24 protein-coding genes and 3 pseudogenes are annotated in these 22,350 nt (G+C 64.1%); 10 read left to right on the forward strand and 17 right to left on the reverse strand.

From position 1 onward, the window contains the following. Window positions 1-249: 249 nt before the first annotated feature. Window positions 250-864, forward strand: a complete 615-nt coding sequence (locus APZ21_RS34945) for a Fic/DOC family N-terminal domain-containing protein (RefSeq protein WP_204249025.1) — start codon at window positions 250-252, stop codon at window positions 862-864. Between the two features lie 24 nt (window positions 865-888). Next, the gene (locus APZ21_RS34950; protein WP_275426173.1) at window positions 889-1,449 is read left to right on the forward strand and encodes a Fic family protein; all 561 of its coding nucleotides are present in this window, start codon (window positions 889-891) and stop codon (window positions 1,447-1,449) included. A gap of 665 nt (window positions 1,450-2,114) precedes the next feature. Here the strand turns inward: APZ21_RS34950 and APZ21_RS01750 are convergent. Continuing rightward, on the reverse strand, window positions 2,115-2,657 hold the full coding sequence (locus APZ21_RS01750; RefSeq protein ID WP_054811427.1) for a TIGR03086 family metal-binding protein: 543 nt from the start codon (window positions 2,655-2,657) through the stop codon (window positions 2,115-2,117). Here APZ21_RS01750 and APZ21_RS01755 point away from each other — a divergent pair. Continuing rightward, window positions 2,647-3,174, forward strand: coding sequence for a winged helix-turn-helix transcriptional regulator (locus APZ21_RS01755; RefSeq protein WP_082392742.1), 528 nt, complete (start codon window positions 2,647-2,649; stop codon window positions 3,172-3,174). The two genes, APZ21_RS01750 and APZ21_RS01755, sit on opposite strands and share 11 nt — an antisense overlap. Window positions 3,175-3,413: 239 nt before the next feature. On the opposite strand, the gene APZ21_RS01760 is transcribed toward APZ21_RS01755, so the two are convergent. From APZ21_RS01760 to APZ21_RS01815, 11 genes are all read right to left on the reverse strand, one after another. After that, window positions 3,414-4,463: a DUF5914 domain-containing protein gene (locus tag APZ21_RS01760; protein WP_054811428.1), complete on the reverse strand. Its 1,050-nt coding sequence runs from the start codon at window positions 4,461-4,463 to the stop codon at window positions 3,414-3,416. Then, window positions 4,456-6,054, reverse strand: coding sequence for an FAD-dependent oxidoreductase (locus tag APZ21_RS01765; protein ID WP_054811429.1), 1,599 nt, complete (start codon window positions 6,052-6,054; stop codon window positions 4,456-4,458). The genes APZ21_RS01760 and APZ21_RS01765 overlap by 8 nt, the downstream gene beginning before the upstream one ends. Continuing rightward, window positions 6,051-6,383: a lycopene cyclase domain-containing protein gene (locus tag APZ21_RS01770; RefSeq protein ID WP_054811430.1), complete on the reverse strand. Its 333-nt coding sequence runs from the start codon at window positions 6,381-6,383 to the stop codon at window positions 6,051-6,053. The genes APZ21_RS01765 and APZ21_RS01770 overlap by 4 nt, the downstream gene beginning before the upstream one ends. After that, window positions 6,380-6,733 carry a lycopene cyclase domain-containing protein gene (locus APZ21_RS01775; RefSeq protein ID WP_054811431.1) on the reverse strand — a complete coding sequence of 118 codons (354 nt, stop codon included), beginning with the start codon at window positions 6,731-6,733 and terminating at the stop codon, window positions 6,380-6,382. The genes APZ21_RS01770 and APZ21_RS01775 overlap by 4 nt, the downstream gene beginning before the upstream one ends. A gap of 9 nt (window positions 6,734-6,742) precedes the next feature. Further along, window positions 6,743-7,054 carry a squalene/phytoene synthase family protein gene (locus APZ21_RS33590; RefSeq protein ID WP_371852355.1) on the reverse strand — a complete coding sequence of 104 codons (312 nt, stop codon included), beginning with the start codon at window positions 7,052-7,054 and terminating at the stop codon, window positions 6,743-6,745. Between the two features lie 120 nt (window positions 7,055-7,174). Beyond that, complete coding sequence (locus APZ21_RS01785) at window positions 7,175-8,407, reverse strand: glycosyltransferase (protein WP_239476444.1); 1,233 nt, start codon at window positions 8,405-8,407, stop codon at window positions 7,175-7,177. 1,087 nt (window positions 8,408-9,494) lie between these two features. Then, window positions 9,495-10,532: an NAD-dependent epimerase/dehydratase family protein gene (locus tag APZ21_RS01795; protein WP_054811435.1), complete on the reverse strand. Its 1,038-nt coding sequence runs from the start codon at window positions 10,530-10,532 to the stop codon at window positions 9,495-9,497. 9 nt (window positions 10,533-10,541) lie between these two features. After that, entirely contained in the window at window positions 10,542-11,447 is a 906-nt protein-coding gene (locus tag APZ21_RS01800; protein WP_156370561.1) for a hypothetical protein, read from the reverse strand. Between the two features lie 40 nt (window positions 11,448-11,487). Continuing rightward, the gene (locus tag APZ21_RS01805; RefSeq protein WP_162240291.1) at window positions 11,488-12,546 is read right to left on the reverse strand and encodes an aldo/keto reductase; all 1,059 of its coding nucleotides are present in this window, start codon (window positions 12,544-12,546) and stop codon (window positions 11,488-11,490) included. Between the two features lie 149 nt (window positions 12,547-12,695). Continuing rightward, on the reverse strand, window positions 12,696-14,225 hold the full coding sequence (locus APZ21_RS01810; protein ID WP_156370563.1) for an aKG-HExxH-type peptide beta-hydroxylase: 1,530 nt from the start codon (window positions 14,223-14,225) through the stop codon (window positions 12,696-12,698). A gap of 265 nt (window positions 14,226-14,490) precedes the next feature. Further along, complete coding sequence (locus APZ21_RS01815) at window positions 14,491-14,733, reverse strand: hypothetical protein (RefSeq protein ID WP_054811439.1); 243 nt, start codon at window positions 14,731-14,733, stop codon at window positions 14,491-14,493. A 487-nt stretch (window positions 14,734-15,220) separates the two neighbouring features. On the opposite strand from APZ21_RS01815, the pseudogene APZ21_RS33595 reads away from it, so the two are divergent. Continuing rightward, window positions 15,221-15,412, forward strand: a pseudogene (locus APZ21_RS33595) (IS3-like element ISMyma10 family transposase); the annotation flags it as partial. A gap of 149 nt (window positions 15,413-15,561) precedes the next feature. Here the strand turns inward: APZ21_RS33595 and APZ21_RS34660 are convergent. Continuing rightward, window positions 15,562-16,029 (reverse strand): hypothetical protein, encoded by a 468-nt coding sequence (locus APZ21_RS34660; protein ID WP_054811441.1) that lies wholly within the window; start codon window positions 16,027-16,029, stop codon window positions 15,562-15,564. A 77-nt stretch (window positions 16,030-16,106) separates the two neighbouring features. Then, the gene (locus APZ21_RS01830; protein WP_054811442.1) at window positions 16,107-16,301 is read right to left on the reverse strand and encodes a hypothetical protein; all 195 of its coding nucleotides are present in this window, start codon (window positions 16,299-16,301) and stop codon (window positions 16,107-16,109) included. Window positions 16,302-16,348: 47 nt separating this feature from the next. Here APZ21_RS01830 and APZ21_RS33600 point away from each other — a divergent pair, with 47 nt between their 5' ends. The 3 genes from APZ21_RS33600 (at window position 16,349) to APZ21_RS01835 (ending at window position 17,841) form a co-directional block, all read left to right on the forward strand. Then, entirely contained in the window at window positions 16,349-16,726 is a 378-nt protein-coding gene (locus APZ21_RS33600) for a hypothetical protein (RefSeq protein ID WP_156370565.1), read from the forward strand. A gap of 223 nt (window positions 16,727-16,949) precedes the next feature. Then, window positions 16,950-17,396: a hypothetical protein gene (locus APZ21_RS33605; RefSeq protein WP_156370567.1), complete on the forward strand. Its 447-nt coding sequence runs from the start codon at window positions 16,950-16,952 to the stop codon at window positions 17,394-17,396. Between the two features lie 145 nt (window positions 17,397-17,541). Further along, window positions 17,542-17,841 (forward strand): hypothetical protein, encoded by a 300-nt coding sequence (locus tag APZ21_RS01835; RefSeq protein ID WP_156370569.1) that lies wholly within the window; start codon window positions 17,542-17,544, stop codon window positions 17,839-17,841. 9 nt (window positions 17,842-17,850) lie between these two features. On the opposite strand, the pseudogene APZ21_RS35355 reads toward APZ21_RS01835, so the two are convergent. Further along, window positions 17,851-17,997 (reverse strand): annotated as a pseudogene (locus tag APZ21_RS35355) (IS3 family transposase); the annotation flags it as partial. A 478-nt stretch (window positions 17,998-18,475) separates the two neighbouring features. Continuing rightward, the gene (locus APZ21_RS01840; protein WP_082392744.1) at window positions 18,476-18,937 is read right to left on the reverse strand and encodes a cupin domain-containing protein; all 462 of its coding nucleotides are present in this window, start codon (window positions 18,935-18,937) and stop codon (window positions 18,476-18,478) included. Between the two features lie 51 nt (window positions 18,938-18,988). Between APZ21_RS01840 and APZ21_RS01845 the strand changes: the two genes are divergently transcribed. The 3 genes from APZ21_RS01845 to APZ21_RS33610 all read left to right on the forward strand — a co-directional run bounded on the left by APZ21_RS01845 (window position 18,989) and on the right by APZ21_RS33610 (window position 21,830). Next, window positions 18,989-19,972 carry a helix-turn-helix domain-containing protein gene (locus tag APZ21_RS01845; RefSeq protein ID WP_054811444.1) on the forward strand — a complete coding sequence of 328 codons (984 nt, stop codon included), beginning with the start codon at window positions 18,989-18,991 and terminating at the stop codon, window positions 19,970-19,972. Between the two features lie 260 nt (window positions 19,973-20,232). Continuing rightward, entirely contained in the window at window positions 20,233-20,565 is a 333-nt protein-coding gene (locus APZ21_RS01850) for a hypothetical protein (protein WP_054811450.1), read from the forward strand. A gap of 1,079 nt (window positions 20,566-21,644) precedes the next feature. Then, entirely contained in the window at window positions 21,645-21,830 is a 186-nt protein-coding gene (locus tag APZ21_RS33610) for a hypothetical protein (protein ID WP_169812101.1), read from the forward strand. A 409-nt stretch (window positions 21,831-22,239) separates the two neighbouring features. Here APZ21_RS33610 and APZ21_RS33615 read toward each other — a convergent pair. Further along, window positions 22,240-22,308: pseudogene (locus tag APZ21_RS33615) on the reverse strand (single-stranded DNA-binding protein); the annotation flags it as partial. Between the last annotated feature and the right edge of the window lie 42 nt (window positions 22,309-22,350).

Genomic DNA, 22,350 nt, shown 5'->3' on the forward strand with positions numbered 1-22,350 from the left:
GTACCGCCACCTCGCCATCCGCTGGGAACGCCGCACCGACATCCACCACGGATTCCTCACCCTCGCCGCAGCCCTCATCTGCTGGCGACGACTCAGCAACAGAACCCGATAGGAGCTCTAAGGGCTCTCCCTCGACAGCTCCTATGGCGGCAACGTCGGCGGGGGCCAGCGTCGATACCCGCTGAACCACTTGTCTCAAAGTGACATGATGCAAGCACTATGTCACTGAAGTGCCTATAGAGTGACATGATGGACCTCGGTATGTTCCTAAACAGCGAATCCGGATCAGTCGTCGACATCTGGGGCACAGATCCGGTCTTCGGCGACTGGAAGCACAAAGCGTTCGTCGCGGCACCACTGCCCGATGAAATGCCTGAACTGAGCGTTCCCACTATTCTCGCCACGACTGCAGCGCGCGCGGCTCTGGGTGCGCTCGACAGCACAGCCGCCCAACTACCGAACCCCCAACTTCTGCGGCTGCCGACACTACGACGCGAAGCGCAGAGTACATCCGCACTGGAAGGAACCTACGCGCCACTCGCCGAGGTGCTGACCGCCGACGAAGAGGCGCCGGCGAGTGCCGAACTCTCCGAGATCCTCAACTACGTACGCATGGCCAACTACGCGTTCTCCTGGATCTCCGACGATCGCCCGGTGACCACATCCCTGCTCAGCAGCCTTCAAGGCATCCTGATGCGAGGGACGTCGCTGGAATCGGAGTCCGGACGGATCCGCGACCGACAGGTCGTGATCGGTCGAAGAGACGACGCAACCCCGGGGATGGCACCAGTACACGCAGCTCGGTTCATTCCACCACCGCCCGATGACACCTTGAGCATCGGCGTCCAGGACCTCGTCGACTAGATTCGCGAAGACCACTCCGCCACGATCGACCCCGTCATCGCGGCAGCTATGTCGCACTACCAGTTCGAGTCACTCCATCCCTTTCGTGACGGCAACGGCCGACTCGGCCGGCTACTCATCGTCATGCACCTCCAGCTCACCCAAGTACTGACCGAGCCGACACTCACCGTCTCACCGTGGTTCGAGGCCAGACGCGACGACTACTACAACCGACTCCTCGCGGTCAGCACCCGAGGCGACTGGGACAACTACATCCGATTCTTTGCGCACGGCCTGAAGGAGGCCGCAGAATCGACTCGGCGCCAGATGATCGCCCTCGTCAAAATCCAGAGCGAGCTGAAGGACGTCGTACGACGTTCGCCATTGCGTGCCGACAGCGCGCACACGCTGATCGATCTCGCTGTCGCGAACCCATCATTCACCGTGCGCCAAGTCGAGACCGAGCTCGGAATCTCGTACGGCCGAGCGAACAAACTCGTCGGTCAACTCATCGAGCTGGAGATACTCCGGGTCGCGAACAGCGCCTACAAACGCCGCATCTACGCACCACGCGTCCTCCAGGTACTCACGCAAGCAATCCCTTGAGACCAACCACCGAACAGACCGTCCGCCACCGTGCCCACGCTCTACCAACTACACAGTCAGACACGCAGATACGCCGGGCAGCAGTCGCGATCGACAATTCGGTACAACGACGGATATTCGAGCACACCTGATCTAGTCCGCGCTAAGGGGCATCCGGAACCGCACGGTCGCTCACCGGGGCGACGGAACCGCTCCGACCCGAGGGTGACGCGGCACCGTTCGACGTTGCACATCTGTTGCACACCAGCCTATGTCGGCCCCATGGCCGCGGCACCAGAATGCCCTTCACCCGGCGATCCGGTGGCTGAGCCACGGCCCGACGGCCGCCCGCGCTGTTACCCCGGCCCGAACGAGACCACCGCCGGGACTTGTGAGCTGCGCCCATCCTGCGACCCAGTGCCATCGCCGTCGGTGCCGGCGGGGTCGCAAGGCTCAGGGCTGATCGGCGCATGAGGCAGTCACCAGCCACGAATCATCGACCGGCATGTGGGCTCGTTGCGGCGGCACAGTCGTGATGATCTCACCGGACCGGTCGGTGATCGACGCGGCCCATCGGCGCCCAGTCTCCACGATTGGGCCGCTTCCTCGCGGCCGCAGCGCCCGGGCATGCCCCCACCGTTCTCAGTGCGGCGGCGCCAGGTATTCGTGGCCCTCGCTCGGCGGCGCTACGACTCCTGTCTGCCGAGTAGAGCGAGCAGACGCTGTTGTGCTCCAGCGGATTCCGGAACGGAAATCGCAGGCGCGAATTTGCCGCCGGCCGCCAGAGTCGGGTGTATCCGCTCGATCATCGGCAATACCTCGTTGACGACCTCGGGGTCCAACGGATCGTTCCTTCCCGTGGCACGTGCCAAATCCCATGTGTGGGTTGTCAAGTCGACCGTGAGGATGCGAGCCAGATCGGCGATCGACATTTGGCCGCCGAACGGTGAAGGCGCTTGCTGCTGGAGGACCTCGGTTCGGGAGAGTCCTGCCTGTACAGCCGCGCACGCCGCCGACCACGCCGCGAGCGGTCCGTCGTGGCAGCGGTCGGCGGGACGACCGTGCAGCCGTAGCGCCATCTGTTCATGGTTTCCCGTCACATGGTTTACCAGAGCCCGTACATCCCACTCCGCGCACGGGGTGGGGAGCTCCCATTGGTCGGATCCGACCTCGACGAGGCAGATCCGGAAGCGCTCGGCCGCGCGGCGGTGCAGTTGGATGATTTCCATCGGTACAGCCCTTCTCGAACCTCACTTGCAAATTACAAGTCACACCCTGGCAGCTATACTTGCAAAAGACAAGACACACAGAGGGCGAAAAATATTGACGGTGAACAACATCGGCATCGAGCCAGCCGATCCGTTGCGGTCGCCGTGCCCGCTGGCCGCGGCACTGGATGTGGTCGGCGACCGCTGGACCTTGTTGGTGATCCGGGACCTACTTGCCGGCAAGCGCCGTTACAGTCAGTTCCTCACATCACCCGAACGGATCACCACCAACATCCTCGCCGACCGTCTGCGCCGTCTCGAACAAGCCGGACTGGTGTATACCACCACCTATCGCGAACACCCGCCGCGCCGCGAATATCTGTTGACGGACACCGGAAGACAACTGGTGCCTGCCGTCCGGGCGTTGGCTCAATGGGGTGGCGAGAACATCATCGGTGCCGCGGACCCGGCCACCGCCCTCGCGACAATCGCCGTCGATCCGGACGGTCAGGACCCAGCCGCATTCTGCGATGACTGAGCCACTTGCTCACGGCCACGAAGTCGGCTCGACCACCTCCACGCCACCCGCTCGGATGGTCGATACCTCGGCACGAGCACACCGACGCATCTCGTAATCCTCTGTCCCACACGGGCGGCCGACCGGCGGTCGCCAGCATCGGCGCGGGCACGGACACACCCCTCAGCGTATCGAGTCCATCGAGGCCATCCGACGCGCCGTCGCAGATGCGGCAGTGGAACGCGGACGGGAAATCGCGATCAGTCCGGCGAAGATGACAGGCGTGGGGAGTTCGGAGGCAAGTGACGGCGGGTACGCAGTCGATACCTGCGCTCGGCGTACGCCAAGTCGTCACGCCACAGCCGGGTCGCGACATGAGCCATCAGCGGACGCAGCACCGGCAGGACTCGGTGCGCGTACCGAAATCCCGGCCGCTGCGAGTTCGCGATCACGGCCTCGATCACCGTGGTACGCGCGCGGCCGTCGGGGCCGGGACCTATCGGGGTCGCGTGGGTTTCCACCACGCTTCCAGTCCCCTCACCGGAGACGATTCGCATGACGACGGTGCGGGGATCCGGGCAGGTGAACTCGGCTACGACGGGTACGCCGAGCCTGCGGGTCACACGGAAGGTCACGGTGAGCTCGAATCGGTGATTCTCCTCGGTGATGTCGCGGCGCGGTGGGGTCCGCGTCACCTCGAGGCGGGTGAACGAGTACGGATGTAACCATGCGCCGTGCCAGGGGTCGAGTCGGTTCGCGATGATGTCGCGGGGTTCGCACACGCCGGTCAAGCGGGTCACCGCGTGCACGGTGGTGTCGGCGGGGCGGGGACCGATGATCGGCGTGTCGGTGGGTGCCTGCTCGCCGATCGTGTCCAGCCGCACCCAGGCCAGCACGCCGTCGTCGTAACTGGGGTATGGGCACCATCTGGCTGATCCGGTCGCTTCCACGCGCAGTCCGTGCCATCGGCAGATCAGTGCGGCGTCATCGACCCGCGCCTCGGCGAGCGGCGCCCCCAGGTGCGGACACGCTCCTGGACCGACGTGCAAGACGTTCCGCTCGTCACGCCAGGCGACGAGTTCGATTCCGCCGATGGTCGCGCTCAGCGGACGGCCGCGACCGACACTGCGACTGGCCGCGAAGGCGTACCAATTACCCGAGGGCCGCTGCTGTGACCATCGCAGCGCGGCCGCGATCAGACCGGGGTCGGCATCCGCGTGGGTCGGCCGCCGGCGGGACCATTTCTCCGGCGAGAACCGCTGTAGCGGTGTGTCTTTCGGCCATCTGCCGAACTCGGCGCGCTTACTCATCGCGATCCCCTCGAGTGGCGAGCGTGCGCAGGATCGCCGATCGGCCCTGGCTGGGCACCGTTTGTAAGGAGTGCCCGGCACCGGCCCATTGACGAACCAGCGTGTTCGCCGCGATCCAGCCGGTGGTCGCGGCGCGTTCCATCAGAGCGACCGGCAGGTCGACGCGTATGCCGTCGCCGGCCAGGACCAATCGCGGGTGCGGGGTCGAGATACCGGGCCGTCGAGCGAAATCTCCGGGCGCGAACCGTGGGCAATCCTGCCGCCACAGCATGTTCTCCCCCACGACGCCGGCTTCGGCGGTCTCAGGGTAGATATGGTGCAGCCGCGCCAGCATCCGGCTGCGGACCTCGTCACGCGCGTCACCGGGCGGTATTCCGTCCGCGACGGCGTAGGCGTGCAATTCGACGACGCTTCCACCGCTCTCGCGTGCCCAGCGCGCTGCCTGCTTCTCGTACTTGCTCACCACGCTGATGTTGTCGAGCGGATCCAGGTTGCCGGTGCCGAGGAAGCTCGGACGGTCGGCGCGAATCGGCTGGTTCAGCCAGAGACGATGCACCGCGAAGGATGGTGCGACAGCCATTCGGGCTACCTGTGCACGCCATGGGCCGTCGCCGAGCGTGGGAGACGCGGCGACGATCCGGCGCAACCCGGTGATATCGACGGCCAGGACCACCGCATCGGCGGTCGTCTCGGCGCCGGTGTCGTCGAGCACCCGGAACCCGCGCGCCTCGTCGGCATCTATGCGGTCCAGGCACACGCCGGTGTGCATGCGGACGGTGCCCGGCCGCTCGGGCACTCGCGGCGCGGTGAGGTAGTCCGCGAGTGGCGTCCACAGGCTGACATCGAAATTGTCCTCGGCCACGTCGAAGAGCAGGCCTTCGCTGGAGCCCAGGAAATAGATGTGGAACATGGTCGCCAGTTCGGCGGCGGACATGTGCTGGGGGGCGACGAAGAAGCTGCGGGAGAAGACGTCGAACGCGAGGTGGCGCGCCGCTTCGGGGAAGTTGACGCGACGCAGGAACGTTTCGGCATCCAGGTGATCGATCCGGTGGTAGATGTCCGGGACCGAGACCGCGGCCAGCGGCGCGGCAGCGCGTGGGTCCATACGAATCAGATCCCGCAGTCGAAACGTCGGGCTGCGTAGTGCGAAGGCGAGCGCGTTCCACGGTGGAGTGCTCGGAAGATGGCGGAAGCTGTCGCGGCGACCCTCGGCGTCGATGAGTGGGTAGTCGTCGAGCCGACGCAACCTGCGTAACTGCGGATCGGTACGGGCGAGCAGTTTCCGTAGGTTGTAATACTGAGCGAAGAAGGCGTGGAAGCCGCGGTTCATCCCGACGACGCTGCGGTCGAGAAGCCGCTCGGTCCAGCCGCCGACCCGTCCACCGAGATACCGTTCCCGTTCGATGACCTCGACGTGGAATCCCCGTTCGGCCAGCCCCGTCGCGGCGGCCAAGCCCGCGATCCCCGCACCGACGACAACGGCGCGCGGGCGGCGACCGTCGCGGCCGACGTCCCTGTGTCCCGCGGCTGCGGGATAGCGAACGCGCCGGGGATCCCCGCGGCGCCGAGAGGCTGATGCTTCGAGCCTCATCGCCGCACACCTTCCTGCCGCTGCCTTGTCCGCTCCCAGCCCAGGAGTACCGAGGTCACCAAGACGAAGCCGAACAAGAAGTCCTCCACCGGGATATCCCACGGGAACCGGAGTCCAAGGACGTGGTCGGGGTTGTACCGCACGATCGGCGCGTCGAGCCTGGTCAACCACCCGTCGACGGGGATCTGAAAACTCAGGACGATCAGCATCGTCAACCAGTAGCCGGGTCGCCGGAACAGCCCGGTCCGCAACAGCGTGCACTCGACCAGACACACCACCACGACCGCCGCCACGGCGGGCAACGTGTACCCCCAACCCACCCAGCTCATCGTGCCCGCCCCTTCATCGCGCTCGTGCTACCGCGGCGGCGAGCCGCTCCGAGCAGCGTTTCGACCGCGACGTAGGTCAGCAGCCCGCACAGCGGGACGACGAGGAAGAACAACAATTCCTCCAGCGGAATCGCCCCGGGCAGGAACACACCCAACAGATAACGGGAGTTGAACTCCCACACGCCGGCGGCGATCGCCAACAGGTCCCAGACCACGAACACCGTGACGATTGGCAGCAGAGCGCCCAGCAGCAGCCGCGGCCTGCGGTAGACACCAGGACCGATGAACTCCAGCGGAGCGGTCAGCACCAGGCAGGCGACGAGAACAAGGAGGTAACGCCAGTGGTCCATCTCAACACCTCACGTCTGTTCGCGCGGATCGGCGGATTGGAGCGGAAGTGCGGAATCGTCCGGGGTGACGGGTGAAGCGCCCGGCCGAGCCGGTCCCACCGGTCGCCGTATCCACCATGTTCGCAGCCGGCCCGCCGCGCCGACCTGTAGTCGCCGACTGGTTCCGACTCTGGCACGTCGCCCGAACACTTCGAAATCCATCGCTTCGATGCGGTCGAGTATCTCCGCGTACAACGTCGCCGCGGTCCGCACACATGGCCGTGAGCGGGGCGCGAGCAGTGCGATCCCATCGAGCGCGTCTCGTAGATCTCCCTTGTCCACCTCCGTAGCAGCGATAACGGGTATCGGCGGGCACGCGAGAACGAATCTGCGCGCTGTCGCCGACGCCTGTGCCAGAACACGTCCGGCGGCAGAAGCGGGTCGACGATGCCGCGACCGCCGTCACTTTTCGTTCCCCGCGCTCGATCGCCGTTCCTGATCTGTAGGTGCGGCTACAGCGCGCCGCGGGCCGGAGGTCACTTCGGCCAACACCGTAGCGATTACGTCGAAAGGTGAGCTACTCGCGATTTCCGACGCCATCCGGTTCGCTGTCGCACGGAAGCTGCGGCAGCTCAGCACCCTGTCGACCGCCGCCAGGATGGCAGCGGGTCGCGGCCGGGCGGTGCCGAGATCGATGCCTGCCCCGACGTATGCCACGCGCGCCGCGGTCTCGGGCTTGTCCGCAGTGTCGCCCGCGACGATCAACGGCACTCCGTAACGAAGTGCTTGGTTGACGCCACCGTAGCCACCGTTGGTGATCATCACGTCGACACGCGGCAAGAGCCTGTCATACGGGACGAAATCCGCGGCGTAGGCGTTCGCGGGCAGAGGTCCGATTGGTGTGCACGAACCGCCGGTACACGCGACGACCAGCACATCGGGGCGTTGGCTCAGCGCAGACAAAGACGGGCGGAGCAAATGGTCGAAATCCCGGTTGTCCCATGTCCCCTGTGTGACGTGAACGATCTTCTTCGCACCATCCGATACGGGCCACCAGCTCGGCAGTCCGCCTTCCCCGGCGGCAGGAGTCGGAATCGGTCCGGTGAAGACCACCGACGGCGGCAGATCGTGTCGCGGATACTCGAACCCAGGCACGGTGAACTGCAAGATTCGATCAGCCAGCAGCGGCCAGTCGAGGATAAAGGCCGGCGTGGGCCCGAGGTCGAGCGCGCGCAGGATTTCGTCGAGCTTCACCTGGATATCACGAAACAGCACCTGCTGCACAAACCGGTTCATGGTCGTGTAATCACGGCCCCGCGGCTGCCACCCGATCCCGAACGGCGGGCAGTCCGCGCTCGACAGCATCAGCGGAACCACGCCGCAGGCAATCACCGGCGGACGTTCTCGCTGCGACAAGAGCAGCGGAATGGCCCCGGCGAACATCACATCGACCAGAACGGCGTCGAAGTTCGTGCGCTGCAGTTCGGCGCACAATGCCCGGTACTGCGCTGGGATCGGCGCGAGAAAAGCGGACCGCAACTCCGCCCGTCCGGTTCGCCACCGCCGAACCAAATTCGAGGCCCGACTGCCTGACAGTGCGGCACGTGCCACCTCCGCACCACGAGGCAGCTCCGAGAATTCGACACCGTGCGCTCGAGTGGATGCCCCGAACGCGGCACCGGTCAGCAAGCGCACCTGATCCCCACGTCGCCTCAGGTCAGCCGCGACGGCCTGGATAGGTGCTACATGTCCGGAGATCGGACTCGCTGCCAACAGGTATCGAGCCATGCCCAGATTCCTTCACTGATCTTTTGACACATCTCAATGGTTTCGCTCGTGGCCGCCGTACCACGTCATCGGCTCGATATCGCCGACTCACGCCCCATGGTTTCCTGACGAGCAGGTAATTAGTCCAACGGGAAAACGATCGGGTGCTGTCCAACAAGCATCCAGATCAATGGTGTCAAATTTCGACGAGGCATCGAACTGAACGCGCAGTAGACACGCCGGTCCGGGTCGTATGTCTCAGTTGGCGCCGACTGCCTGCCGCTCCGGTCACTCCCTTTCCCGACAGACTAAAAACCCTTTCCGACCTCGGTCGGAGGGGTTTTGTCATTCTCCCACAACCCGCAGAGCGGGACCAGAACGGGACCGCAGATGCCCGGACAGCTTGTCACCGGCCCCGGTGATCTCCGAACGGTCCGGGTGCAGTACCGCTCGGTGGTGCGGCTGTCGGCGTGCCCGGCGATCTTCTGGAGCACGTGCAGGCTCACCCCGGCTCGGCCATCCGCGTCAGCCCCGTGTGCCGCAGATCGTGGCGGCGAAGGTGTTCGTAGCCGAGCTGCGCGACGACTTCGTCCCAAGGGGTGGCATCCCGCAGCACTCCCGTTGCGATGCGCCCGCCACGCGGGCCGCGGAACAGTCGAGCATCCGGGTTGTCGGTGCCGAGGACCGCCAGGCGGTCGGAGACCAGCGCACGCGCGCCTTGAACGGGCGACGACCGTAGTCGGAACGGAACTCGATATCCGACGAAAGCCGCACTCCCACAGGTATATCGACGTGATCGCTCATCACGCCGCCTGCTCGGACGGGTCGATCCGCGAGCCCTGCAACCACGCCTCGATATCCTGGGCCGCATCGGCATGAGCGTCGGCAGCGCACGGCTGGCTACCTGCTCACCGCGGCTACCCCGACCGGGACCATACTTCCCCACCCGCGACGGCTGTGTCGCCGCCGCCGCGCCGTGCGCCGGCCCCGCTCGCGACCGGCGCAATGATCATCGTCACGATTCGTTCCACGGCCCCTGACGATTCGACCGCGCCTCGACACGCAGGGACTCGAGACGCTGATCCAATCGTTCGACTTCTTCGGGCGTGAGGGATTCGCCGTGATGGAGTTTGCGCAAGATCCCATGCAAGATCAGGTCCCGCGACCTGCGAGGGCCCTTCGCGACCTGTTCCGCGACCAGCGCGGGAAGCCACCGCGCCACGTCGGTGAACTCGAATCCCCATGCCCGCACCAATCGGGTGTCGATCGTGAAGTCTTCCGAGAAACCGAACGGTGAGAAGTTGCCCGCGGTGGGTTGTTCGGCATGGACGACCGGTGATCCGACCATCGCGGCGACCGTCTCCAGCAGGTCGCCCACGGAGATCGGGTCGCTCGACGCGGCATTGACCGGTCCGGTATGTCGTTGGCCGCCCAGCCATGTCAAGAATCGACCGGCATCCCGGGACCACAGGAGCGACTGCCGCACGCCGGGGTTCGGCACGAAGACCGGTGACCCGGTCCTGACGGCTTGTATGTGCCAGTCGAGTCGACGCGACCTGTCGTCGGAGCCGAGAATATTGGGGAAACGTACCGCGGCCACCGGGAAGTCGGCTCGTTGGAAGAAGGCGGCTTCGGCGGCTCTCTTACCTTCGCCGTAGCGGAGGTGTTCGGGCAAGGCCGAGGGTTCCACTTCCGCGCGAAACCTGTTCGGATCGAAGGCGGCTTCCCCGCGAGCGGGCCCCGGCTCGTAGACCATGATCGACGACGTGAAGACGTACCGGCCGACGCGGCCCGCGAAGCAGTCGCACGCCGCCTCGGCCTGCTCCGCTGTGTAGCAGATCTGGTCGTAGACCACATCCCACGGACCCGTCGCGGCGAGTGTTCGCAGGGCGGCGCGCTCGCCGCGCTCGATCCGCACGCGTTCCACGCTGTCCCCGAACGAATCCGGTGTGATGCCTCGGTTCGCGATCGTCACCTCGGCACCGTCGCCGATCAGCTCGGACACCAACGCTGGTCCGATGAGATTGCTGCCGCCCAGCACCAGAACTCTCATGTCCGCGAGTCAGCGGAGGCCCTCGGCATCGGACCACAGCGGGTCGACACAGTGGGCGTAGTCGTAGCCGTCCAACAGACGGAGATCGTTCATGCCGCCGGTGTCCCGCAGCCGCAAGACCTCCTCCACAGTGCCGCGTCGCCTGTCGATGACCTGAATCCAGGAGTCGCCGTGCCTGCGTTCATTCCGGTGCAGGAATTCCGAGGTTCCCACTATGAAGTAATCGCCGGTCATCGCGAAGCCGCGCGGGTACCCCGGCGTCGGAAGCGGCAGCGCGTAGCCGCGGTTGGAACGGATTTCGTTGTCCGCCGTCCCGATCCAGAACAGTTCGTCCTCGAACAGCGCCACACCGTGGATGCACGAGCCCGCCTGGCGGATCACGTGGTCCAGTGTCCGGGTCGCGGCTTTGTAGGTGTTGATGAAACTCGGTGTGTCGAAGTTGTGGGCCGCGACGAACAGATATCCGTCGGCCCAGAGCAGCGAATTGAAGTGGTGCCTGTCCTGCTTCTCGGATGCCTCACGCGGGGTGTAGTGATACAACTCCCCGTCCAGCAGGTCGAATTCGATGGCGAATGCCTGCGATTCGAGGTGAACAGCGATCAGCGAGTTGGTCCGCGGACTCACCGCCCACACCCATCCCCGGTGGTAGGCCAGTTGGTGGATATTGATCTGGAGCGACACCGGCGCAATGCGCAGGTACCGCAACTGTCTGTCGTATACCAGTAGTTGCCGGTGGTTGGCGATATACAGCTCATCCGGTCCCCAGGTGATCCCGAAAGGCCGACAGGGGAAGGCACCGTCCGGATCGGGGTCGGTGAACTCAGGTCGCACCGGAATGGAGTTCACCGATCCGGATTCCAGGTCGACCACGACGCCCAGCCGCACCATATCGGATACGGTCGCCATGACTCTCACGCGTTGGCTCCTCGCTTCTCGGTCGAATTCGCTGTGCTCGTCACACGTCCGACGCCTCGGTCAGCACGCGCTCGTACTCGACCGGTGTCAAAGGCGGCACGCGGGCCACCGCGATATTCTCGGCAACGTGTTCGGTGTCGCGCATGCCGACGAGCGCCGAGGCGATACCGGGAGTCGACCTGGTGAACTGGATCGCGCGCAGGGCATCCGAATCCAACCCGGGTAGTGATCGCGCGATCTCGTCCGGCAGGTCGAGGGCCAAGCGACCTTGCAGCAGCGTCGCGCTCGCGATCACCGTGATTCCGAAACCCTCGGCCTGCTCCAGCACACCGACGCCGCCTGTCTCGGGAGAGTGTCGGGCTTCCCGCATTCCGTAGTTGAAAGGTAGTTCCACGAAGCGGAAGTGATGGCTGTCGCCCGCGATCTCCTCGGCGATTTCGACCAGGGCGGGTAGCGACAGCGATCCGTCCCGGAATCCGTCCCACGTCGCCGCGCCGTAGTACCTGATCAGCCCGTCGGCCACGGCGAATTCCAGTGACTCGAACGCCGCCCCGACCCGTCTCGCGAACTCACGTTGATTCATGAACGCCAGTTGCGTTTCCGGGTTGTGGAGGTAGTAGACGTCGATCGCGTCGAGACCGAGATTCCGCCGACTGCGTTCGATCTGGTCGGCGAGAAAGGCCGGGGCCATGGAATGCACACCGCCCACCACATCGTCGGCGGTGAGGGTGCCCGCCGTAATTGCCTGCGACACCAGGTATCCACCCTTGGTGCAGACCACGATCTCGTCGCGGCTGCCCCCGCTCGCCTCGATGAAAGACCGAATTCCCGTGGCCACCGCACGCTCGGACCGCTGACTCCGGTAGGTGAGGGCGGTGTCGATCAGGTTGATTCCGGCATCGAGCGCGGCACGGACCGACGCGGCGTAGGCGGCGTCGGTCTCGGTGTTGGCGGCGCCGTGATAGGTCCCGATGCCGACGCTCGAGATAATCAGATCCTGTGCCGTCCGATAGAAATCCGCGCGCTTCCCACCGCCGCGGGCGGCAAGACGCCGACCGCCCTCCGCCGACGCCCGTCCTGACAGCGACGGTGCCCGCACGGGCTCGGTCGCGGGCTCGAATCGTATGCTGTCCCTCGGTGTTCGCGATTCGCCGAGGTGCCGCCGCAATCGTTGTAGTTCGTCCTCGGTCAGGGACTCGCCCCGATGCAGTTTGGTCAGAATCGAATTCAAGCCCGGGTGCCGAGATCTCATGCCGACGGCGACGGCACCGGGGCGACCGATCCCGTCCTGTTCGAATCGCCCCTGTCCTCGGCGAGGACGGGCATCAACGCCGCGCTGGAATCCTCGACCATCCGCGTCACGGCGTCGTCGGCCGCGTCGGATTCGGATAACTTGTACTTGCGCGGCGAGCCGTTCAAGATGGTTTCGGCGATCAGCAGGCGACTCGAGACGAATCGCTCGACCGGGTCGGCCTCGGAGAGCGAGGCCAGCGAGTCGTCGAAATTTCGGTGGTCCCCGTTCATGGTCGTGAGCACACTCCGGGCGGTCCGTATCTCGTCTCCGGTGAGCGTCGTCAACAGATCCAGGATTTCGGGGCGACGGACCGCATTCGAGAGAGTGCCGACTTCCCGCGCCTCCCTCCAGTAGCGGTCGAACAGCAGATGTACGCGCGACCCGGGCACGGGAGGGAAAGGGTCGAGAAGTCCCAGAATCGAGGTGAACCAGTCCACGAATTGTTTTCCGGCCGGGCCCAATTCCTGCGGGCAGTGCACTCGCAGCTGTTCACCCAGGTAGTGGGCACGCGCGAGGGCGGTGCGGCTTCCGACCATCTTGACGGGTCCGTAGACATCCTCGAGGTCGGAGGCGCGCTGCTCCGCCGCGATCGCCAGCAGCGCGAGATGCACGTAGACGTGGAACGCCGCGAGCGCGCGATGCACGTCCCAATAGTTGTTGTTCGTCCGATCCGGCCTGTTCCAGGGTGAATGGATCAGCGGGGCGTCGGCCCGATCGAAATCCGGACTCAGCAACGAATGTCCGCGCCGGAAATCGTAGAGCTGCTGGTGCAGCGATTCGTGGAGCAGATGTTCAGCCACCGTCCACGGGTTGGTGAGCAGGCGCCTGCTCAGAAAGATCGTGCCGCTGACTCTGAACTCCGAACTGGACATGCGCGTCTTCCAGAGACCGGCCTGCGGGAAGACCGCGATCAGGTGCGTGTGACTCAGCGGTCCGGACGACGCGAGCGGCAGCAGTTCGTCGAGCAGCCGCACTCCCCTCGCCAGCATGGCCAGCTCGTCGGCGTCGGGTGTGCAGAGCTCTTCTTCGTAGTCGTTCTCGCGGACTATATGGCGGAAGGCCCGCGTCAACACGGTGTCGGGGCGATCCTGGCTCCAGATCCACCCGCGCCGAGGCGCCGGACTCAACCGGTGGACGAGCCCGGATCCGAGCGGTCCGTACCGACCGTCCGCGAGCAGCCGAGTGGTTTCCCGGTATATCTCTTCGCAGTCTTGCAGCGGCAGCCCGTACTCGACGCCCATCTCGAGTCGCGCGTGCGCGTGCTGGATGGCGCAGCGCACCACCGTGTCGCCGAACGTGCGGTACTGCCCGTAGGCATCCGTGCGACCGAGCGCCTCGAGCAGTTCGGCAGCGGCGGGCAGGTGCTCGGACACCTTGCCCAAGCGGCGTTTGTAGCAGATGTGCAGTTGTTCGGTGATGTAGTCACTGTCGCCGAACGGGTGGTGCGCCAGTAGGGCGTCGATATCTTCGATTCTGTTCCGCATGACGGATCCGCCATTCATCGCTTTCCTCCGCCGAGATGTCCCGGGCACGACCGGGCGGCCGCAGGCGAAACCGGTCCGCACGCCGTCACGCCGGGAACGCGAACAGCACATAAAGACCCCCGGGACACCCGGCGGATGAGAAATAGTCAAGGTATCGGCCACAAAATGAATTCAGGCCATGAAAATACTTCGAGCAAATCGGCGCCGAACTCGAAGGTGATCGTGAATTAGAAGCAACGTCGGTACGGTGGGCTCGGGCCGGGAATCAGACCTCCGGCAATTCCGTTTTGGTCTCGATCTGCTCGAGAATTCCACCCTGGATCTCGATCTGGGGGTGATGGTGCGTGAAATGCCCGCCCGGCGACGTATGCGTGTCGTGGTTCGGCGTGCCCGCGGCCATTTCCAGGCCGTCGACGTGCGATTGCAGACCGGCCAGTTCTTCCGGGGACAGCTTCGCCCGCTGCTTCAATTTATCCAAGATCGAGTCGAGTTCGAATTCATCTGCCATGACAACCCCCGTCGATACCGACAGCTAAGAATTTTGGTGAGTGAGGATTCGCGCTGCGGCGGATCGCGTCAAGTGTATCCAACGGATCTCGCCGCCGCAATCAGTTCGCAAAGTACCCTACATTGTCGATCATGAATTCCATCGGGCCTCGCCACGAAGGGCACGGCACGGAAATTTTCCGCTCCCGATCATCGGCGACAGGTAGGCATCCGGCACCGGGAGATCGGCGTAGTAGTTCTGTAGCGTCCCGACCCTTCCCTCGGTCCGGTCGAAAGGCTTTACGCAGTCGACGGTTGAGGCGAAGTCCAGGTACTCGAAGACCAGACGCGGTTCGACCTGAGTAGCCGCGACCGCGATCTGCTCGACCGCCGATCGGACTCACTCGAGCGAAGCCTCCATCGTCGGGTCTCGACAGCAGGGTCTGGGACTGCGGTGAATCGCCCCGGGTTCGGTGCTCACCTTATTTCTTGGGAAGGACCGGCAGATCATGCCTGCGAAGTACGACGAAGCGACCAAGGCGAAGGCTGTCCGGCTGGTCGTCGATCGCCGTGACGACTACGACAGCGAGTGGGCCGCGATGAAGGCGGTCTCCGCGGGGTCGGGAATGACTGCGGAGACCCTGCGCAAGTGGGTGCGCCAGGCCGAGGTCGATGCTGGTGAGACCGAGGGGGTCACCACCGTCATCGGGGAGACATATTCTCGCCGGGAACGTCGCTCCCTCGGCGAGATCGCCGAACCGGTTGGCACCGCGTGCATCCGGAGCCCGCACAGCGGTACCGGATACACGCGGCAGTGTCGACTTGCCGGAGGCTTGTCACCTCCCGGCCATCACGGATCGGGTCGGCCGCCGATCTCTGTCACAGCCTCCGACTGCGACCCGTCCAACAGGTCCACGGGAATCGACGCGATATCGAATTCCGCTCCGGGCTTCGGGAGCTCGAAGAAGAACCACAGAACGTCGTCCGCGATCCGGTATCCGTGGGCTCGGACTTGGATGTCACCTCGATGCCCCTGCCTCGGGGCAAGGCTTACCGAGTACAGCCCCACACCGGGGCACGGAGCGACAGTCGGAGACAACGGAGTAGTTATCCCGGCCCCGGCCGACGGCTCCGGACCGAATCTCGGCCAACCGCCCGGCGACAGTTCGACCACCGCCAGCGGAACCGAGACGATCGAATACAGGTGCAGTGGCCCGTCCTCGTTCTCGGCGCCCACGGAGAAAACGATGTCGTCATCGTCCACACCGTACGAATCCGAGAAGACTCGAATCTCGCTACCGGAGAGGAGCTTCAGCACTTGAAGATCCAACTCGAATGCCGGCGGTCCTCCCGGCCAGTCCAAGCGCTCGGTAAATCTCATCACACTCCGATCATCTAGTGTCCCGGCACTCCGAGATAACGTCCGCCCTTTCTTTTCGCCTTGTCGAAGACCGGATTCTTCTCTATATCCTTGAGATACCCCTTCGGCGGCGACGCACCGTACTCGTCTTCCCACTTGTCCGTATTGAAGTTGTATTTGTACTTTTCATCATTTCTGTTGGCTCGGCCGTTGACCGTCTGCAGATGCATCTCACCCGATATGCTGAATCGCAATATCGTTGATGTATGGTAGTGAGATGAAAGACCGGACGTTAGATAACTACACATTTCGGACGGACGACCAAGGAAGGGAGTTCTTTTCAGTAATCGCCTCACACATGACTTCAAATTTTGAAATCTCCGAACCGGAAGCTGTAGCCAGAATAAATCATCGATTCATAGGCATGGAATTTTTCGATAATGATTTGTTTTTTCATAAGTCGGAAGAATATTGGGCGAGAGATGTACTGTTCGGTCACGATGTATGGTGGAAATCTGACGCTGATATCGCCCCGCTACCTGCGCCCGGTTTGTTCGATCGCTGGCTGCATAAGCGGCGATGGTGGCTCCTGTATTGGAGGTGGCGTCGTCAGCGACAAATAGACAGCGCTATATGGAAAGCGCGTAAAGCTTAGAGCTCCTATCTCTAACTACCGGATGCGGCAACGGATGCGGGGCCACGCCTGGCCGCAACGTCGGGTCGAACACCGCGGATATCACATCTCCCAGCGAGATAGCGCACTCTTGGCAACCACTGCCGCACCTATGGGGCAGCGCCGAATAGATCAGAGCCAGCGAATTCGGAAAGCGGCGGAATCACACTGCTGCGGTCAGTCTCAAGATGCCAGGATGGAAATAATGGAACAGGCTTTCAAGTACGATCTGCTGTGTTCTAACTGTGGTCAGCCTGCTGCGGGATGGCAAGGACAAGAACTACCCGAAGCCTCGAACGCGATCAGATGGTTCATCGAATGGTGTTGCCTGTCATGCGGTCTCGTCAGCGACGACTACGGCAACGGACCAGGCCCGGAATCGCTTCGCCGCGCACTCATAGAAAGATTCGGCGGCTCGACCATCGCGGTAGCGAACCGCGACACACGTCTGGCTATCCTGAAGAAACTACGCGAGATATTCGGGTTCACCCTCTCCGAAGCACTCACCGCGTTGACGGGATCAGGACCGGATAATCCGCTCGGTACGACAATAGAAGTTCAGGCCATCATCCGAGAAATCGAAAAACAAGGCCGCCCGTTCCAGCGCGTGGACACCACAGTGGCTCCCGGCGGCCTCCCTGACCCGAACTGATCATGGCCCTGCCCACCGCCGAATCACCCGCCCCGTCAGCCCCGCCGACCTCGGCTTGCCCCGGCCGGAAAAGGCGCTCAGCAGTCGTTGTTGCCCGCACACGCCGGACTGCAACTACCGTGGACAGCCGAAGGAGCCGCGCGCGATGCGTGCAGTTACGGAGGCTGATCCCATGGACCGGCGGGTATTTCTGACCGCGATGGGCACAGCGATGAGTGCCCCCGCCCACCAATGGCTGCTGGCCGAACCGGTCCCGCCCCTGACCTGGACCGGCAGAATACGCCGCGTCCAGCAGGCCACCGTCGACGAACTCGACCTCATGAACGCCAGCCTGCGGCGCCTCGACGACGGCGGAGGCGGAGGCGGAGGTGGAGACTCGGTACTGCGCATGGTGCGCGCGCACCTACGCCAGGTGATCAACCGGGACTGCTGCAGGATCAGGTGACAGCTTCGATCACGCGGCCTGACTGGCCGGTGTGGTCATGGTTGTCTCGTATTCGACCGGTGTCAAACGCCCAAGAGCGGTCTGACGTCGGCGGCGGTGGTACGTCCGCTCGATCCAGGTGACAATCGCGATGCGCAATTCCTCACGGCTGCACCAGGATCCTGCTCGAGCGTCACACCGTCGTCGCGATTGCGGACGACGCGTACGACATCGTCGCGGAACTCGCAGGGGTAGGGCTTGGGCACAGTGACATCCTTCCAGCCCACCCGGCAAGCCAACTCGGTTGTCACCTATCCCTGCAGCAGTCCCATCTCCGGTGTGTCGCTGTCGGTTTGCTGATGCATGGCTGTACCCTTCCCGGCACCTACGGGCATCGATGTATCAGCCCAGATAGATCAGACGCGGCGCCTATGCCTTTCACGATCACCAACACCGTCAGTACCGCGCCCAAGCTCGACGACACCGCCACCAACGACAAGAACGATCTCGCGACGGCGCCGCGGCCGATACGACCGCGCACCGACGCCCCAGACTCAATGCCCGACCGACCGCGAACAGCACATTCGGGCCGGGAACAACGACGATGATCATTGCCGCGACTGCGAACCCCGCCGCATGCCACAGCGGGATCATTTCAGAGTCCGTCGGAGCCGGACGTGTGCTCGATGCTCGGCGGATGCGCCGCCGCCCCGGACGAAACCGCCGTTCCGAGCGCGTGTCCAGTCGTGGTGACGAGATGTTCGGGTAGTTGTTCGTGATGGTCGCCGGTCGTGGGCGTGCCGGTGGGTTCGAACATCAGGATCGATGCCCCACCCGCGGAGGACGGTCGATGCTCCACACCCCGGGCGACGACGAACAGCGAGCCGGTGGGCAGGGTCACGGTGCGCTCACCACGATCCTCGCGCAGCGCGATGCGCAGTTCTCCGTCGAGGACCAGGAAGAACTCGTCGGTGTCGTCGTGACGGTGCCAGGCGAACTCACCGGCCACCTTGGCGACGCGGACGTCGTAATCGTTGACCCTGGCGGCGATCCGGGGCGCCCACAGGTCGTCGAAGCCGGCCAACGCGCGGTGCAGGTCGAGGGGTTCATCGCTCACCGTGTCATCGTCATCGCCGCGCCCGCACCGGGAAAGTGCTAAAAGTCGCATATGTCGCATGGATCCCCGCATCGCGTGGTGATGATCGTCGACGAGGGCTCGAACCCGTTCGAACTCGGCGTCGCGACGGAGTTGTTCGGGCTACGGCGCCCGGAACTCGACACCGACTGGTACGAGTTCGCGCTGTGTGCCGAGGGCGGCGCGGCGCGCATGCACGCGGGACTGTTCACCCTGAGCCGGGTCGCCACGCTCGACGCCGCGCAAACGGCCGACACCCTGATCGTGCCGAATCGCCCGGACCCCGACGCGGGATGCTCGCCACCGGTCCTGGCCGCCGTCCGGCACGCCGCCCGGCGGGGCGCTCGACTGGTCAGCTTCTGCACCGGAGCGTTCACACTCGCCGAAGCCGGCGTTCTGGACGGGCGCCGGGCCACCACACACTGGCGGTGGGCCGAGCAGTTGACCCGACGCTTTCCGAACGTGCGGTGCGAGCCCGACGTCCTCTACATCGACGACGGCGACGTACTCACCGCCGCGGGCAGCGCCGCCGCACTCGACCTCGGCCTGTATCTCATCCGCCGTGACCACGGCGCCGAGATCGCCACCGCCGTCAGCCGCCGCTTGGTCTTCGCCGCCCACCGCGAGGGCGGACAACGCCAGTTCGTCCAACGCCCCGTACCCGCAGTGAAAGACACATCTCTGACATCCGTACTCGATTGGGCCCGAAGTCGTTTGGACCAGCATATGGCCGTGGCCGACCTCGCCGCCCACGCCGCGGTCAGCCCCGCGACCCTGCACCGCCGCTTCCGCACCGAACTCGGCACCACCCCCTTGGCATGGCTGACCGCCGAACGAACCACCCTGGCCTGCCGACTCCTCGAACGCGGCGAACAGAGCCTCGACCGGGTCGCCCACGCCAGCGGACTCGGCACCGCCTCCAACCTCAGAACACAACTGCGCCGCCGAACCGGACTGACCCCCACCACATACCGCCACCGCTTCGGAACCGCCGCCACCCCGCCTCCGATGCGTTGATCCCCCTCGTTACGCCCGCCGGACCCGCCAACTACCCGATCGCAGATGTCGGCAGAAGTTTCTCCCAATGCCAGCGGTGCCGGTGTTTGAGGCAAGCACCCTCGGAGTCACCCAGCACCAAGTCAGTGAAGAGCCTTTCGAACGGCTAATGTCCCCTCGACACTCACTCCACACCGCAAAGACCACACTGGCCACTCCAGTCTCGAGCCCGGGTCGGGGTCGTGGGCGCACGACACGCGGATACGGCAGGATCGGTGATCATGGCCACGCCCCCGCAGTCGACGAAAACCTCCTTGCAGCAGCGGTTGTCGGGCCGTGCCCGGCAGCGGTGGCCGCAAGTGGCCGCGATCGAGGTTCGGTTCCGCGCTCAATACGCTGACGTCACAGCCGAACTCGCCGACGGATCGACTCAGCCGTTGATGCGGTTGCGGTACGCCGAGTCGGCGTCGATGTGGGGTTTCGCGGTCTACCTGGCCAGCCGGGGCGGCTATCAGGACTCGGTCCTGGCCAACGGTCATACCGCCGGGACGCCCGAGGATGCCCTCGACACGGCGTGTGGTCAATATCTCGGTGACCCGACCGCTTGGATCTGACCCCCGACGAACTTACAGGCGAGACCACTAAGAACTGGATCCAGCGATCTATGGGGTCACCGAATAGCGTCGTCACGGTTTGGAGAAGAATTCAGGCAACGCAACCGGTTGGCATGCATTTGAATTGGATCCGAATCGGAGCTACAGCAGCAGGCGCCGTTCAGCCGCAAGGGATGTAACCGACTGGTCGCCTTTGTGGTGGTGGCAGATCCGGTTTTCACGTGCTGTCGACGAATTTCGGGTTCTGGGGATTATAATATGAGACACGACACCGCACCGTGCTCAGCGCCACCCCACGCTCCTTAATCTCAGCTCTCGCTGAGTATCTTCAGCGCGGCCACAATCCGACCGGCCGGACTGATATTACGTCACCTGACCATGACAATGCAGGGAAACGGCGATAACGCTGGTCCAGGCGGGAAGCGGGGAGACCGCGAGAGCCGGGAAATTCAGGACCTCGATTACTTTCCCGGTGTTCGGCCGCGCAGCCGTCCGTTGGGACACCGCAAACTGGCCCCGGGTACAGGTGGGTCGAGTATGCTTGTACGCGTTGAGATCTCGCCCCGACCCGACGCAAACGGGCGGGGCGTGATTTCGGCGAAAAAGGTCAGAGAAAGCAGGGAGGGCTCCATGACAACACAAGCCACTTCTACCACATTCGTAATTGACAATCGGGCGACGACGTATAACGCGTGGTCCCACGTCAACTACACTGATCCCACGAGCGGGCAAGCGAAAACGTGGGACAGCGGTCAATTTGGTCAGGACATTCGTTCGGTCTCCATCCCGGCGGGGGCAACGAATATCACTCTGGAAGGCGGAGCGATTGGTGGCGGGTTCGTCTTCAATCCCGTCCTGAGCTACAATCCCCTGCCAGGAAGCATAACAACCGTCGCTTTCGCGGGGAGTCAGTCCGCCCCGACCTATGTCATTTCTCAGTTGAAACTGTCAGTATAATAGAACTCTTGGCAAACGGTGGAACGCGGGTTGCCTCCGTCATTCGAAGAACGGCGGAGCGTCGTTCGCGGCGGCTGACCGAGTCCGTCGCGTTGCCTAATGGATCCTCCGGGCCGAGAAGCATGGCATCGACGTTGTCGGTGGTGTCGGCTATGGGCGACACCACCGATCAACTGCTGATTTGGCTCCCACCACATCTGCTCCGCGCCGCAGCCGAGGAAGTGCTGAGAATCCTGAGCGTGCCCGAGGCCGGCGGCACCCTGGCTGCTGAATTTCACCGCCGTTTCAGCCATGACCCGACCGAATAACATGCCGATCGTTGATACCTCAAGCTGCGAGCGAGGTGAATACAGAGCGAATGGGTAAAATCTCGGCGCTTGGTGGGGCGGAGTCTGCCCGGGCGAAGAGACGAATCGGTGGGACTTGGTCCAAGCCGGTGGTCTGTTCATGAAGTGCCGGTCACTGCGGGGGCGCCGGGATCAGCTGTAGCCGCGCATTCCTTTACTTGCTGATGTGGAGGTCCGTAGAGACCCAGCCGCCGAGCTTCGTCAACTCCTCGAACCCCGGAGTTCAGGGCAATTCGCCGCTGGTGGTGGCAGGGTCGTGTGGTCACGGGCCGTCAGTTCATGAACCCCCGGCTCGGCTAGCATCGTACCGGCCACCTGTCCGTCAGTTCCGCGCAGGTGTCGCTTCAGAATTCATGAACCCACGAGGAACGGGGGTAAATCTGAGTTCTGGATCGGAAGTCAGGTTTCCGATCACGGTGAGGACGGTATCTCCGGCCATGGTGGTTCTCCTCGAGAGTCGATGATCAACAGGGACAGACGA

The organism is Nocardia arizonensis, assembly GCF_001310275.1.
GTDB lineage: Bacteria > Actinomycetota > Actinomycetes > Mycobacteriales > Mycobacteriaceae > Nocardia > Nocardia arizonensis.